The 14,899-nt window shown below is 50.6% G+C and carries 16 protein-coding genes and 1 tRNA gene; 7 read left to right on the top strand and 10 right to left on the bottom strand.

Translation table 11 applies throughout. The features are described from left to right. Window positions 1-60: 60 nt before the first annotated feature. The 6 genes from AWQ21_RS05705 to AWQ21_RS05680 form a co-directional block, all read right to left on the bottom strand. Complete coding sequence (locus AWQ21_RS05705) at window positions 61-810, bottom strand: cytochrome c biogenesis protein CcdA (RefSeq protein WP_065713701.1); 750 nt, start codon at window positions 808-810, stop codon at window positions 61-63. Between the two features lie 73 nt (window positions 811-883). Beyond that, window positions 884-1,837, bottom strand: a complete 954-nt coding sequence (locus AWQ21_RS05700) for an asparaginase (protein WP_065713700.1) — start codon at window positions 1,835-1,837, stop codon at window positions 884-886. Window positions 1,838-1,920: 83 nt separating this feature from the next. Next, entirely contained in the window at window positions 1,921-2,421 is a 501-nt protein-coding gene (locus AWQ21_RS05695) for a CGLD27 family protein (protein WP_065713699.1), read from the bottom strand. 180 nt (window positions 2,422-2,601) lie between these two features. Further along, window positions 2,602-3,372, bottom strand: coding sequence for a peptidylprolyl isomerase (locus AWQ21_RS05690; RefSeq protein ID WP_065713698.1), 771 nt, complete (start codon window positions 3,370-3,372; stop codon window positions 2,602-2,604). 119 nt (window positions 3,373-3,491) lie between these two features. Next, on the bottom strand, window positions 3,492-4,058 hold the full coding sequence (locus AWQ21_RS05685) for a photosystem I assembly protein Ycf4 (protein WP_065713697.1): 567 nt from the start codon (window positions 4,056-4,058) through the stop codon (window positions 3,492-3,494). A gap of 39 nt (window positions 4,059-4,097) precedes the next feature. Continuing rightward, the gene (locus AWQ21_RS05680; RefSeq protein ID WP_065713696.1) at window positions 4,098-5,099 is read right to left on the bottom strand and encodes a succinate dehydrogenase/fumarate reductase iron-sulfur subunit; all 1,002 of its coding nucleotides are present in this window, start codon (window positions 5,097-5,099) and stop codon (window positions 4,098-4,100) included. Window positions 5,100-5,348: 249 nt separating this feature from the next. Here AWQ21_RS05680 and AWQ21_RS05675 point away from each other — a divergent pair, with 249 nt between their 5' ends. Beyond that, window positions 5,349-5,717 (top strand): AbrB family transcriptional regulator, encoded by a 369-nt coding sequence (locus AWQ21_RS05675; protein WP_012306720.1) that lies wholly within the window; start codon window positions 5,349-5,351, stop codon window positions 5,715-5,717. A 241-nt stretch (window positions 5,718-5,958) separates the two neighbouring features. Beyond that, on the top strand, window positions 5,959-6,807 hold the full coding sequence (locus AWQ21_RS05670; RefSeq protein WP_198159691.1) for a carbonic anhydrase: 849 nt from the start codon (window positions 5,959-5,961) through the stop codon (window positions 6,805-6,807). Here AWQ21_RS05670 and AWQ21_RS05665 read toward each other — a convergent pair. The 3 genes from AWQ21_RS05665 to AWQ21_RS05655 form a co-directional block, all read right to left on the bottom strand. After that, a complete protein-coding gene (locus AWQ21_RS05665) occupies window positions 6,804-7,271 on the bottom strand; it encodes a ubiquinol-cytochrome c reductase iron-sulfur subunit (protein ID WP_065713694.1) in 468 nt (155 codons plus the stop codon). The genes AWQ21_RS05670 and AWQ21_RS05665 overlap by 4 nt on opposite strands. Before the next feature lie 136 nt (window positions 7,272-7,407). Next, window positions 7,408-8,766: an anthranilate synthase component I gene (locus AWQ21_RS05660; RefSeq protein ID WP_065713693.1), complete on the bottom strand. Its 1,359-nt coding sequence runs from the start codon at window positions 8,764-8,766 to the stop codon at window positions 7,408-7,410. Window positions 8,767-8,877: 111 nt separating this feature from the next. Next, on the bottom strand, window positions 8,878-9,228 hold the full coding sequence (locus tag AWQ21_RS05655) for a hypothetical protein (RefSeq protein WP_065713692.1): 351 nt from the start codon (window positions 9,226-9,228) through the stop codon (window positions 8,878-8,880). Window positions 9,229-9,465: 237 nt separating this feature from the next. Between AWQ21_RS05655 and ubiE the strand changes: the two genes are divergently transcribed. From ubiE to AWQ21_RS05630, 5 genes are all read left to right on the top strand, one after another. Next, the gene (ubiE, locus tag AWQ21_RS05650) at window positions 9,466-10,170 is read left to right on the top strand and encodes a bifunctional demethylmenaquinone methyltransferase/2-methoxy-6-polyprenyl-1,4-benzoquinol methylase UbiE (protein WP_065713691.1); all 705 of its coding nucleotides are present in this window, start codon (window positions 9,466-9,468) and stop codon (window positions 10,168-10,170) included. A 16-nt stretch (window positions 10,171-10,186) separates the two neighbouring features. Then, window positions 10,187-10,906, top strand: a complete 720-nt coding sequence (locus AWQ21_RS05645; RefSeq protein ID WP_065713690.1) for a metallophosphoesterase family protein — start codon at window positions 10,187-10,189, stop codon at window positions 10,904-10,906. An 87-nt stretch (window positions 10,907-10,993) separates the two neighbouring features. Further along, window positions 10,994-11,080, top strand: a tRNA-Ser gene (locus AWQ21_RS05640). A gap of 174 nt (window positions 11,081-11,254) precedes the next feature. Further along, window positions 11,255-12,445 (top strand): 1-acyl-sn-glycerol-3-phosphate acyltransferase, encoded by a 1,191-nt coding sequence (locus AWQ21_RS05635; protein WP_065713689.1) that lies wholly within the window; start codon window positions 11,255-11,257, stop codon window positions 12,443-12,445. A gap of 151 nt (window positions 12,446-12,596) precedes the next feature. Further along, window positions 12,597-13,526 (top strand): Hpt domain-containing protein, encoded by a 930-nt coding sequence (locus AWQ21_RS05630; RefSeq protein ID WP_065713688.1) that lies wholly within the window; start codon window positions 12,597-12,599, stop codon window positions 13,524-13,526. Window positions 13,527-13,624: 98 nt separating this feature from the next. On the opposite strand, the gene AWQ21_RS05625 is transcribed toward AWQ21_RS05630, so the two are convergent. After that, window positions 13,625-14,830, bottom strand: coding sequence for an RNA-guided endonuclease TnpB family protein (locus AWQ21_RS05625; RefSeq protein ID WP_065713687.1), 1,206 nt, complete (start codon window positions 14,828-14,830; stop codon window positions 13,625-13,627). Between the last annotated feature and the right edge of the window lie 69 nt (window positions 14,831-14,899).

Raw genomic sequence — 14,899 nt, 5'->3', positions numbered from 1 at the left:
GGGATAAGAAAAGAGAAATTAATTAAAACAAAAAAGCTTAAGTCCAGGGCTGCAAATCCCCTAGGCGAGGCCAATGGGCAGACGAATGAGGAGCGAAAACAGCCCAAATCCCAGGAGTAAGGCTCCACTCACGGGGTTAATCCAGCCCGACCATTGCCGCAGGGACAGCAAGCGCTTCAGGGAAGCGGTAAAAATCCCGGCAATTAAAACAGGCACCACATAACCAAGGGTATAGGCAAGGAGCAGCGCCGCCCCCAACGCCAGGTTTTGGGTGGTACTGACCCAAGCCAAGAGGGTTGCCAGCACCGGGGTACTACAGGGGGAGGCCACCAAACCAAAGGTTAAGCCCACGAGATAGGCCCGTAGCGCTTTTGGGAAATCCTGTTTGATCCAGTCCGTTGCTCCCAGGGAAGGAAAACGCAGGGGAACAATTTCGAGCAAATTTAACCCCATCAAAATGGCGATCGCACTGACAATGATCGGTAAGCCAATGCCAATCTGACCGTAGATCTGGCCGAAACCTGCCGCCATAATCCCCAGGCCCGCCAGGGTCGTCGCTAGCCCAAAACAAAACCACAGGGATTGCAAAAAGGTTTGGAGGCGATTATTGCCTTGTTGATCCTGAGTGCCGCCGATGTAACCAATGGTGATGGGCAACATGGAGAGGGTGCAGGGAGTCAAGCTAGTGAGGAGGCCCGCCCCAAACACGAGAAAAATGCTCAACACACTCCAATGGCTGAGTTGCTCATTGACCAGGCTGTCACTAAATTGTTGGAGGTGATACAGTTGCAGACTGAAATTTTCCCACATGGTGCCGTGCCCAAAGACTGTTTGCTATTGTATCGGGTTTCCTGGGGGCAACGGCAAAGAAGGTATCTCCAGCTTAGACCAACGATAACTCGCCCACCACATCCAAACGCTTGTAGGGACTGAGAGATAAAAATTGTTCCGCCAAGGTATCAGAGACTGCGGGGGTGATCCAGCCCAAACGGGTCAAAAGATAGAGGGCGACGGCATATTTAGCTCGTTTCGCGCCATCTTTGACCTTAATCGCCAAGCCTAAACCTTCTCCAACGCGGCCGATGCATTGAATTCCCTCTGCACCGGATTTACTGACGATTTCTCCCTCTGAGAGGCGCATCAATTCTGTATCGAAGCCGCCTCGTCCAGACACCATGGTGGGGTGGTAGGTCATCGCCCGCACGACTCGCTCGACATCCAGGCGATCGCCAGACGCGAGGTGAGCATAGAGGGTGGCCATTTGGCTGAGTTGCATCAAATAGGTGGGGACGCCGCAATCATCCCGCGCGCCGATAAATTCCTGGGCGGGCATCTGGAGTAATTCGGCAATTTTATCGAGGATTAGGGCCTGGACAGGGTGAGACTTTTCCATGTAGCTACCGAGGCCCCAGTTGCAATGCTTACAGGTCAACAGCATGCCTGCGTGTTTCCCTGAACAATTATGTTCGAGGGCGCTGTCTTTGCCGTGGGGAATGGGACATTGCAAGACATTGGACTCTAGATCCGCTTGCCACAGGATGCGAAACACTTGGCGGGCATGTTCCTTGGTGCCTTGGTGGGAACTACAAATGACGGCTAAATCTTTATCGGAGAGTTTGTAATGATCTAGGGCCCCGGTGCCAATCACGGCGAGGGCCTGGAAGGGTTTGAGGGCCGACCGGATAAAGGCAGAGCTTTCGGCATCCCCGGCCATGGACAGGACACGGCCTTTGGTGTCACACACGACGGCTTCGGCGATGTGGGTGGATTCTTTGAGACCTTCCCGAAGGAGGTTAATTTCAAGGGGGGGAGCTTGGACGCGTTTGCCTCTGGACATAACGATTGGGGGTAAAGGTTCAGCAGTAAAAGAATAGGGGAAAAGTACGGGCGTAGCGGGAATAATTGTGAAGATTTAAGGGTTTATAGCAGCCACAAACCGCTGATCAAACCAATGGCGATCGCCACGACAATGAAACTGGTTTGTTGGATACGGGCGAGGATCGGCGCAATTTGGTAGGACACAATCAGGCGATCGCGCTGGAGGACGGCTTCGGGTTTGCGCCAAATTTGGCCATCGTACCAGCCGGATTCTTCGTAGGTGAGTTTCTCGGTCTGGAGGCGATCGCGGATGTAGCGCCACCCCAGATAGAGGCGTAGTAAAACCAAACTCAACAAAAACATCCCGCCGAGGTTCGCACTCAGGATCAATTTAATCGGATAGCGGTCAAAGGGAAAACTCGCCCAAGCAATGGGGGTAAAGATCAAGGTCGCCCAAAACCATACCCAGGTTACCTTGCGGATGTAGCAGACCATCTCCATGTTGCCCCAACTAAAAAACCACGATTCCTTGAGTTGGTCATATTCGTTGAGGGGCTGTTGCTCTTCCGGGACGGGACAAAAGGTGGTTGGAGAATTGTTCATGGATGGCGACGGGACAGAGAAAACCTATGCCCAACAGTGTATCGTTTTTTTCTGGGGGGGCGCAGGGGGCGATCGCCCTTGCATTTTCCCAACAAAAAAGTGACCCAGATAGATTTGGATCACTGGCAATTTTCTGAACTGTTGCGGGACGCTGTGAACTTTAAATGCGACTCAGTCCCTTTATTTCACGAGGAGATCTTCGCCTTCTACGACCCGCGCCGATTTAATGCGATCGCCCATTTCAATTTTGTCGATGACCGCGAGACCTTCGGTGATTTGGCCAAACACTGCATAGTTTCCATTGAGGAAATCATTGGGGCCTAAAGAAAAATAAAACTGAGACGAGGCGGAGTTCGGCAGTTGAGAACGGGCCATGGCGATCGCCCCCTTATCATGTTTGAGCACCACCTGATTCGGATCAAGCTCTGCCTTGCCATAAACCGGCTGTTCCTCACCCTGGAGCTTAATTTCTAGGGGGACATCCCGACGAATGCCCGTCTCCGGATCCGTAAAACCACCACGTCCTAAGGCATTAAGGGGTACTTGACTATCCTTACTGAGGGGATCTCCCCCTTGGACGACAAAGGGTTCTGGGGTTCGAATTACGCGGTGGAAAGCCGTGCCATCATAGACGCCACGGCTGACTAGATCCACAAAGTTCCCCGCCGTCACCGGCGCGTCTGCACCATTGAGTTCAATGCGGATTGTTTGGCCATCCACCGCCTCCGATTGGCTCTGGAGTACCATTTCAACCACTGCTGTACAGGTATCTTCTGAAGCTGCCTCGGTAGAAGTGGGGTTCGGGCAATTTAAACGGGGCTTATAATTTTCGGCGCTGGGTGGGGTGGCCGGTGGGTTATTGGGAGGTGTTTCCGTTGTCGGCGCACAGCCGCCCAAACTGAGACTGCTCACCAAGAATGCGAGACATAATAGCTGCCAAGGTCGTTCCATAGAAATTTAGTCGTACTCTTGTTTTAAATAAAGCCTGGGAAAATTATAGGAAGCAGCAGGGGCGATCGCCCACTGTCCCTTTTTTGTTTGTTGAATCTGTTTTGCCGATTTAGCGTAACCTAGAGACCTTCCAAAGGAATCGTTAAAAAGCGTGCCAACTCTGCCCCTTGATTTTCCAGTTCTGCCAAGGGAATTGGCTCTCCGACGCGGTTGAGGGGAATATCACCCCGGTTTTTCACTCGGAGATAAAGCACCCGCCGGGGGTTTAAACCTTCTTTGATTTCTGCCCGAATCGACAAAATATCCTTGAGGGGATACTGAAAATTAATAATGCGATTTTTGCCCACGAAACCATGGCGGAAAATGGTCACTTTTCCCGTTTCTTTATTGAATTCGTTGTAACCACCGCCCACATCAAGGAAAAACACAAACCAGAGATAGGCAGACAATAGCGTTCCCGCAACCCCATAGAACGTTAAGGCAGCCCCTTGGGGAATGAACTGAATATTACTGGGGTCACTCACCCCCAGCAGATTTTTGTGGAAATAACTCGAAAGACCAGCCAGCAGAAAACCAATGCCACCAATGGCAGAAACACTGGCCCAAAGCATATTACTAAAACGACGAGAGCCGAGGATCGGCTGCCGCAAAACTTTATCCGTTGAAGTTGTCACCTGTGCTGCCATAAACGTTTTTTGTAGAAAATTTATTTAATTTAAGCCCCCTCATTTTACTGGATAATCTTGACTTCCCTGCTTGGAAGCCATTACCTGGGCCATGAGATCGGCCACGGCGGTGGTGCCCTCTGAAGCCTCGAAGGTTACGGGGAATTTGCCATGCCACAGCATCCGCCAACCCAACGGGAAAATCTCACCAACACTCTGGAGGCCAATCACCATCAAGGCAAAGCGCCGTTCATCGATCCAGCCTCCTGTTTGCACCAGGTGAAGGAGGGTTTTTCGGTGGCGTACTGCGCGACTTTCAGCGGGGTCTTTTTGCTGGAGGAGGGTGCTTTTGATTTGGGTAATGCGGTCGAGGGGGTCAACTTCCTGGGGACAGACATAGTTGCATTGATAGCAACGGGTGCATGCCCAGACCCCAGCGTCCGGTTGATGGTAGTGATCCAGCCTCGTGGTGGTCGTATCATCCCGAGAGTCCAGGATCAGTCGTTCCCCTTTAGCGAGGGCATGGGGGCCTAAAAATTCGGGGTTGACGCTGACGGCATTGCATTCGGCGTAGCAAGCGCCACACAGGATGCAGTTACCGGCTTGGTTTAGGGCTTCTCGCTCCTGGGGAGATTGACGAAATTCTGTTGCGGGAACCTGGGGCGATCGCCTTTGGACGTAGGGAACCACCGCTTCTAGCTGTTGCCAAAAGGCCGTCATATCCACCACCAAATCCTTAATCACCGGAAAATTATTCAGGGGAGTAATCGTAATTTTGGGGACGGCTTCCGGATCAGAATCGGTGCCTTGGAGACGGGTGATTTCTTGGCCCACATTTTCTTTACAGGCCAAGGCCGCCCGGCCATTAATCCCCATGGCACAACTGCCACAGATGGTATTGCGACAATTTTTGCGGAAAGCTAAACTACCATCCTGCTGCCATTTGATCTGATTTAGACAATCTAAAATCGTCGTACTTTCTGGCACAGAAAGCTGATAAGTAAAAAATTCTGGGGCGGCGTTTCGTTGCCGTTGGCGCAAAATATTGAAGGCGATGTCCATGGCCAACCTCTTTTTGCCACAAATTTCTTCTCTTCCTAGTCTATCGGGATGAATTCGGCAGTTAAAATCATTGTCGATAAAGTTAACAAATAATCATCGTCACTACGGGAACTTAAAAAAATTCTAGGGCCTCTTGTAAAAAACTTTTTAAAAAAACTGCGCAAAACAGAATTTTTGCAGTTATATTTACAAATGTGGTAAGTTTATTGCCGACAAAAATTTAGACTCAAAAACAAGCGTTTTAGAAATATGAGTGACATCCCGACAACTCCTTTGAAAGGAAAGGCTCTGCTGAGTAAAGTAAAGGAATTATCCCATTTGCCACGGCGAGAAACAGCAAAGCTTTGTGGATATAGCAGTACGAAAAATGGCTCAACTCGTGTCAATTTGACGGGGTTTTATGATGCTGTCCTTGAAGCAAAAGGACTCCCCTTAGACCCCGGTGGCAGTCAAGATGGCCGTGGTAGAGAACCGACCTATCGCGTGAGTGTTCACAAAAATGGTCAAATCGTCATTGGTTCGACTTACACGAATCAAATGAACCTGAAACCAGGGGATGAATTTGAAATTAAGATTGGCTACAAGCACATTCACCTAAAACAGATCAACGAAGGCTAAAAAGGCAAAGATAGTCAAGCTTTTTGGTGATTTCTTAAGGCAACCCCTTGACATCCCTAATTTTATCCTTGGGGTTTGCTAAATTTACGGGTTGCTATTTAGAAAATATCAACTGCCTTGATTGATTCCCTCTGACAAAATTCTGTGGTTGATGCATCAATCAAGGGTATGGAGTCCGGGTGATCTGTTGCTTATTTTTTAAAGCTATTTTCGGCTAATTTTGATGGGAGCTGTGATCACCATGGCTCTTTTTTATTGTTTAGACGTTTCAGGGAAAGGATTTCGGATCATGTTAGGGCGAGTAATGTTGGCGATCGCCATCGCCTTATTGTGGGGAATCTGGGTCGTTTGGATGGCCCCTCAACCGCAGTTTGTGATAACCGATAAAACTGTCGCAACTTCCTGGAATTACACGGATCTCGGCCCCCACCAGTGGGGAGATTTGCAACCAGAGTTTCAAACTTGTGCCGTTGGCCAAACCCAATCACCCTTGGCGCTTTTTTCTCAATCATCTGCCCCAGCTTTAGAGTCTTCAGTATCTTGGCACTACCAACCGAGTCTGGGGATTGTCCAGGCGGCCAATACCACTTTACAAATCCGAGTCACGGGAAGTAATACCCTACAGCTTGGCGCTGACCGCTACAAACTTGAGCAAATTCATTTTCATTATCCCAGTGAGCACCATATCCAGGGAAAACAATCTGCCATGGAAGTTCACTTTGTCCACCGGCATACCTCCCAAGAAATCGCGGTTTTGGCGGTGCTGGTTGAACCCGGGGCGACAAATCCGATGTTTGCTCATATTTTGCAACGGTGTCCAATCCAAGCACATCTTAGTCAGGTGATTTATTTCGACCCGGCAGCGTTGCTTCCCCAAGGCGATCGCCCTTATTACCGTTATCTTGGTTCTCTAACGACTCCCCCTTGCACTGAAGGGGTTCGCTGGTTGGTCTTGGTCCAACCCATTTCTTTGGGGGCTGAGCAAATTGAACAATACCAAGCTTTGTATGCCCCGAATGCTCGCCCCCTCCAAAAAATAATGACCCATGGGGTGCAATATTATGTTCCCGATGAGAAAACGGCAACCTAAGCCACTTTAACGAAAATATTCTCGCCTTCTTCACGGACTTCGTAGCGGGCTAATCCGGCGGTGGCTGGCCCCTGGAGCAGTTCCCCATCCAAGGCAAACCGCGAACCATGGCAATCACAAACCAGGTCAGCATCGGCGAGTTTTACGGGACAGCCCCGATGGTTACAGGTGGGGTCGACAGCCACAAGGCTTTGGTCATTGGGATTGCGGAAGACATAGACTTTCTGTCCATTGACCTCTGTGGAAAGTTCACCATTGGCATCGAGACTCCCCACGGCGGTGAAATCAGCCACCAGGTTCGCGGCGTCTTCTGCTTCGGCGATCGCCCCATCGTTGGCTGCCGCCTCTTCTGCTTCGCTCACTGCTGTTGACTCCGAGTCGCTAGAACAGGCAGCTAAAATCGTCGGGAAAGAACTCGCAAGTAAACCTAAACCGAATAAACCTACAAATTGACGGCGTTCCATAATTATTTCTCAAGGGATGTCGAAATGATGTCTTGACTGTTATAGCGAATTTAAAAGGCTTTTTTCGGGTTAATGGAGATTTCGTGAAAATGGCGGAGATGAAAATTTCAGCGGGCGATCGCCTCAGAAAATTCCCCTAGCAATTGAGGGCTTGGCGTTGGGCTTTAGCTTTTTGGAGCGACTCGACCCATTCTTGCTCTGGATCACTATCGGCAACGATACCCGCCCCCACCTGCCCGTAGACCGTCGCTGGCCCCTGGGCATTCGGCACATACAGTAAGGTACGAATTAAGATATTGAGATCCAAATTTCCCCGTTGATCTAGGTAGCCACAGGAACCGTAGAATAAACTGCGCCGCACCGGTTCTAGGGCTTCGATAATTTCCATACAGCGCACCTTCGGGCAACCGGTAATCGTCCCCCCCGGAAACATGCCCCGGATCAGATCTACCGCATCTTTGTCGGCGGCCAGTTCCCCCACCACATTACTGACCAAGTGAATGACGTGGCTATAGCGTTCTAGGACAAATTGCTCATCCACCACGACGCTGCCCCAGGTACAGGCACGGCCAAGGTCATTCCGCTCTAAGTCCACCAACATGGTGTGTTCGGCCCGTTCCTTAGTGTTATGCAACAGTTCTTCGCCGAGGGCTTGGTCTTCACTGGGGGTTTGTCCCCTGGGTCTGGTGCCACCGATGGGACGGGTCTGGGCAAAGCGTCCTTGTTTTTGGATTAGGCGTTCTGGGGAGCAACTGATCATCTCCCCCCAGGGCGATCGCCAATAGCTAGCAAAGGGGGAAGGATTGATCTGCTGGAGGTGCTGATAAATGGCCCAACTGCTCTGGGCGGTTTGGGTACGGAAGCGCAGGGAAAGGTTGGTCTGAAAAATATCTCCCGCTTGGATGTATTGTTTTGCCTGGCGCACGGCATTGATGTAGGCTTGGCGATCGCTCAGAAATTCGAGGGAAGCCACCTCAGAGTTGACTGGAGGCTGATCAAAACCGAAGGATGCACACGGTTGACTGAGTTGAGCTGTCAAATGATCGAGATCCGCAACAGTGGCCGCCGCCAGCCAAAGCACCTGTTGATGGTGATCAAGCACCGCAAAGGAATCGGGCTGGTACCAATAGGCCACTGGAAAAGGCAGCGGATCGGGATTTTCGTAGGGGAGCGTTTCAATTTCCCAGGCAAAGTCATAGCCGAGCCAACCCAGGTATCCCCCCGTAAAGGGTAAATGGGCGATCGCCTCAGGAGGATCGGTTTTTGTGGCGAGGAGCTGCTTTAAACAAGCAGTGATCTCCCCCAGGGCAGGCGTAAAAAGTTGATTGGCCCTTGGTTCCCCGGCACAGATGGAGTAGCGGGAAAGCTGGGGATAGTCCTTGGGGGTAGGGTAGGGGCTTTCGAGGAGGGTGGCAATGCTCGCTTGGCCGTATAGTCTCGTGAAAATTTCTGCACCAGTGCGTTGTGCTAACGGTTGCGATCGCCAATGCCACATACATTCAACCCCAAGGGAAACTCCCTAGGATTTTGACATACTTTTTTGACGCGATGGTATTGCCGCCAACCCTGCAAATGGGGCTTATTTTTTGATCCGTAAATGCGAAACCTAGTCCTCGGTGGCCGTGCCCCAATCCAGATTACGCAAAAAATCTTGCACCAGTCTGCGACCAGCCACATTGTCGCCATAGTCCCCGGAGTCGTCATAGAGGACCGACCAGTAATCGAGAATTTCGGTATCCAAGGCGGCGCGAATTTTTGGGGCGGCAATGATAATATCGGCGCTGCGGTGGAGGGGGGTCGGGGTTGCGGCGGTTGGGTTCAATAAACACAGGGGGCGCAGCCAATAGCTAGCCTGGGCTTCAATATATTGAATAACGGCACTGTATAAGCGGCGATCGCCTGCGGTTAAACAGACGATCTGTTGTGGTTTAAAAGGCTCTGTCATGGTTTGGGACATGGGCAGTTCCAGCGGCAAGCGCAACTATCGAAGGATCAGGGGAGGACAAATTGACCGTTTAATTTCTCAGTTTAAGGCGATCGCCTCGTTTTTTTCCGCAAATCCCAGCGCTAGAACAAGACATCTCTACCCGTCTTTCTTTACAATGGCTGAATGTCTTTAATGCCGATTAAACTGTTTTAATTTTTAGGTTTATCCCTTGAATCTTCCCAGGGGAATCGTCCTGCCCCCAAAACCATGTCTAAACCAAACGCTGCCACTGAAATCCAAGGAATTTTTAATCGCATTGCGCCCCAGTATGACGTGCTCAATGAATGGATTAGCCTCGGTCAGCACCGCATTTGGAAAAAAATGGCCGTGAAATGGAGTGGTGTCACTGGGGGAGACCTCGCCCTGGATGTGTGCTGTGGGAGTGGTGATTTAACGTTACTACTGGCGAAGACCGTCGGCGTCTACGGTAAAACTATTGGGATTGATTTTGCCAGCCAACAACTGGCGATCGCCGCCCAAAAACAGGCCCGCTTCTGCCCCCACCTCGATATCCAGTGGCAAGAAGGGGATGCCTTGGCCTTACCCTACCCAGACAACCACTTTGATGGGGCCACCATGGGCTATGGACTCCGGAACGTTACCGATATTCCCCAGGCACTGCGGGAATTACAGCGGGTGCTAAAACCAGGCAAAAAAGTCGCTATTTTAGATTTTCATCGTCCCGATCACCCTGGGAAACAGGTGTTCCAACAATGGTATCTGGATCGCTTTGTCGTGCCCCTCGCAGAACGATTCCAACTTACCCCTGAATATGCCTACATTCAACCCAGTATCGAGCGGTTTCCCACCGGAAAAACCCAAGAAGAACTGGCCAAAGAAGCGGGGTTTCGGAACGCAATTCACTACGGCATCGTCGGGGATATGATGGGTGTACTAGTGGCTACCAAGTGACGGGGATAGGGGACACATGGGTCAGCGGCGAATCTGTATAGGAGATGTGCATGGTCATTACGATACGTTGATGGCCCTGCTAGAGTTGGTTGCGCCCGGAACAGAAGATGCCGTGTATTTCCTCGGTGATTTAATTGACCGAGGCCCCAAAAGTGCGGATATTATCGAGTTTGTGCGCCGTAGTTCCTATCAGTCTCTCCTCGGCAACCATGAAATGATGATGCTAGAGGCGATCGCCAACGATGGTAGCGTCCAACAAGAAACCTTTATCGCCTGGTACCATAGCGGCGGTGCCAACACCCTCCAAAGCTATAACCACCGCATCCCTGCCGAGCATTTGCAATGGTTGCGCCAGCGGCCCACCCACCTCGATCTGGGGGACGTTTGGTTGGTCCATGCGGGTCTGTCGCCCCACCTACCCATCGAGGAACAGGGGGCGGAACAATTTTGTTGGGTACGCAGTGAGTTCCATTCCATGACCCAACCCTACTTTGCCAATAAATTGATTATCGTCGGCCATACGATCACCTTCACCTTTCCGGGGGTACAGCCGGGACAAGTGGTACAGGGGCCCGGCTGGCTGGACATCGACACCGGGGTCTACCACACCAAAAGCGGTTGGTTAACGGCCTTTGATATTGATCGGCGTCAAATCTATCAAGTGAATAGTCACACCGCCGAAAAGCGCCAACTGCCCCTAGAGGCGATCGCCGTTACCCCCTTTTTATCGTTCTAGCAGTAAGCCTTGGTAGCACGGGTTTTCTTAGAATTTTTCCGATCAGCGGTCGAGATTCACGCTATGATATTTTTGCTCATCACTTTTGGAGAGGTGGCAGAGCGGTTGAATGCGCCTGACTTGAAATCAGGTTTCGGGGCAACTCGGACGGGGGTTCGAATCCCCCCCTCTCCGTACCCAGCATTTCAGTTTAATCAATATTTTTTCCTGGGATAGAGAACGCTCGTCGTCCCAATGGCAAGTGACCTAGTTTGTGAATAAATGAAATTTTCGGGAGATTTTCCCGTGCTGGGGCGCTGGATTTAGGCAGAATATTAGAAACGCTTGCCTGAGAGTAATCCTGTTTCCATGTCTAAACCTGATTTTTTTCCAACCCAAACCAAGCCGATGCTCGTGCGTTTAGTGCAAAGTATTGCCTATTGGGTGGGGCGTTTTAAGTATCAGTTGAAATTGCGGGTGAGCGAGGCAGATCTCGGCAAAATTCGGGATTTAGGGGATGCGCGTTTGATCTTTATGCCCAATCATCCCACCTTTGACGATGGCTTGGTGATGTTTTTGCTCTCGGCTCAGTTAGGAGAAATCTTTCATTACCTGGTGGCCTACGAAAATTTTACGGCGCAACTTGCAGGGTTTTTGCAAAAAATGGGGTGTTATTCCATTCGTCGGGGCCTTGGCGATCGCCGCAGTATTGCCCACACGTTAGATCTGTTGAAACAGGAGCGATCGCGAATGGTAATTTTTCCAGAGGGGGGCTGTTCTTTTCAGAATGATGCGATCATGCCCTTTCGCACCGGGGCGATCCAGTTGCCGATGCAAGCGATGTTGGCGATCGCCAAACAAGAAGATCAATTTCCCCCCTGTTACTTGGTGCCCATTAGCATCAAATACCGCTACCTCAAAGCCCCTGAAATAATCATTCAGCAAAGCCTCAAAAACCTAGAGCAGAAACTAGAGATTACTCCCAGCGACCCCGAACCCTACGGCCGTCTGCGGGGGATCGCCCAGGTGGTACTGCAGCAACTGGAAGCGGAATATAACCTCACTCCGGGGGCCGATGATAATTGGAATGAGCGGATTGAACGGATTCGCAACCAGGCCCTTAGTCTCTGTGAAACGGAGTTGGGCCTCAATTTTCCAGAGGATTTCCCCCTCCGGGAACGGGTTTATAAAATGCAGGCGCTCCTCATCGAAAAAGCCGACGGTGACATGGCCCTCGACCTCGACACCTATGAAACCCTCTACCAAACAACGGTACGCTTGCTAAATTTTGATGCGATCTACGATGGTTATGTAGGAGATCATCCAAGCCCCGAACGATTTATCGATACCCTCACTCGTCTGGAGCGGGAAGTGTTTCGGGTTGAAATTCCCGCGCCAAAAGGACTCCACGAGGGCTGGCTCCGGGTGGGCACCCCGATTAATCTCCAGGATTATGTCGCCCAATATAAAGGCGATCGCCAAGGCACTCTCCAACAACTCACAGAAGCAATGCAATACGAAGTGCAGAATAACCTGCTCGATATGATTTATCATCCTTAGAATATTGGGAATATTGGCAAAAAATAAAAATCCCCCAAACCGACCATCGATCCAAGCTGAAATCACCGTTCCTTGATAACGTTAAAAGAGAGTGATTAAGACGCCTCTCGATCTGTCTAAGCCCAGCCCCAAAGTGTGAGGAGAATCTACTGTGGATGCCGCCAGTCAACAAAAAATTCTCGGCTATTTCATTGAAGAAGCCAAAGAACACCTCGAAACCTTAGAACAGGGCATCCTGGAGCTGTCGGAGGTGGTCGATGATACCGAACGGGTTAATGAACTCTTCCGGGCTGCCCACTCCGTGAAAGGGGGCGCAGCGATGTTGGGCTACACAAGCATCCAAAAAACGGCCCACCGCCTCGAAGATGCGTTCAAAGTCTTTAAGGACAATACGATTACCGTCGATGAGACGCTCAAGTCTCTTTTTCTGAGCGCCTATGATGTACTCCAAGAGCTCCTCGAAAAACTCCAAAGTCCTTTTGGCCTCCAGGAAGAAGAAATTGAAAAAATCATGGCGGAGGCGGATCCCCAGTTCAGCGAGTTACAAAAATATTTGGATCGTCTCGCCGTCAGCGACAACCGTGGCGCTGTAATTACTCCAGAGGTTTCGCCGCCAGTAACACCTGCCCCCACCGGATCACCAGCCGCGCCAGAGCCTTCCTTTGGGCCACAAGTCCGTGGGCTGTTGCAACAAATGTTGGGGCTATTTCGCCAGGATGCCACTCCAGAATCTCGCCAGCAACTCCAAAAGCTCTGTATTGAACTGGCCAAGCTCAATAAAAAGACGAAATCTTGGCAAAAACTCCTGAAGGCAAGTCACAAGGCGATCGCCAATCCGGCCCATCGTTTTTCGACCCTCGCCCCCATTGTGATTAAAAGCATTAAAGAAGCTGCCGACCATTTAGAACGCAACGAACCAGAGCGCATTAGCTTGCCAACGGATTTGAAAAATTTGGCGATCGCCCAACTCCCCTACATCTTGATTCCCACAGAACCCAAGGAGGCCGCCCAAATCCTGAACAGCGCCTTTAGCGAAGCGCAACTGGCCCAATTGGTACAGGCCCTGAAACATCGCGCTTAATCTTCCGAAAGTCTTCCCCAAACCAGCATTTTTTCCTTGAACAAACCAGAATCAGTGACATACTCCCGACGCTCACCTAATGGTACAGCGCGGGCTTCTTAAGTCGCCTTAAGAAATTCCTGCTTCAAAGCCTCCCCACTGGGCGTAGCTCCACAGGATTGAACGGTCTGTCCAACCGCTATTAGTCCACGATTGCGAATCACTTGTCCGCTAGCCACATCTCGATTGGTGATGTAACCACATTCCGGGCATTCATGCCGACGCACAGACAAATCTTTCCTCACCGCTACTCCACAGGATGGGCATTCCTGGCTAGTGCCATAGGCGGCAACTTTTTGGAAATGTACACCACGCTTGAAGCAAACCCATTTAAGCGTATCGAGGAATTGTCCCCACCCAGCATCCAGACAATGCTTCCCCAGCATTCCTTTTGCCAGTCCTTTTAGGTTTAATTCCTCCGCAAATATCATCCCTGCTTGATCACAGAGATAATGGGCTAGTTTACGGTGAAAGTCCTTACGTCGGTTTGTAATTCGTTCGTGAAATCTTGCGACTCGTTGACGAGCTTTTTGCTGGTTCTTTGACCCTTTCTGCTTTCTGGCAACGGCACGGTTCAGCACTTTCAGCCTGTGTTGTGCCTCCACAAAGAATCGGGGTCTCGCAATTAACTCGTTGTCTGATGTCGCAACAAAATCGGTCAATCCCACATCAATCCCGATGGCGTGACCTCCAATGACAGGATATGGGATTTTAACGTCGCTTTGGATAACTAGCTGGATATACCAACCAGAAGCGCGTTTAACGACCCGTGCTTGCTTCGCCTCAAACCCATCAGGGATCGGGCGGTGCATTACGGTCTTAACCCAGCCAAATACCGGCAGCTTGATTCGATTGCTGTCAATGGGATTTTTCCCCAACTGCGGAAAGTTAAAGCTGCGAAAACGCTTCTTAAACCGTGGGAATCCGAACCCACTATTCCACAGGGCGTTAAATGCCTTTTCCAGCCGACCCATTACGTCCTGGAGCACTTGAGAATGAACGTTTTGCAGAAAAGGACTCTCTTTTCGCGCAGCGGTCAAATTTCGCTTTTGACTGTAATAAGTCGGTTTTTCCGCATCCATGGGATAAATAAATTCCCGCTGAATACTACAAGCATTAACTGGGCACTTACGGGACTGAATCCAGTCACGACGTTCTGCCAAGGCGTAGTTATAGACGCGCTTGCACGTGTCCAGCCATTCCTCCATTTTGGAAGATTGATTGACCGTCGGATAGAGCCTGTATTCGTAAGTCAGGTTAAGCATTTTTCGATCATATCAGGATCTTAGGAGGAAATCAGTAACTCCCTAGAGTTGTTCGTCTCTGCTTCGCTC

The sequence above is a fragment of the Picosynechococcus sp. PCC 7003 genome (assembly GCF_001693255.1).
Lineage (GTDB): Bacteria > Cyanobacteriota > Cyanobacteriia > Cyanobacteriales > MRBY01 > MRBY01.
This window is presented reverse-complemented; position numbering and strand designations above follow the sequence as displayed.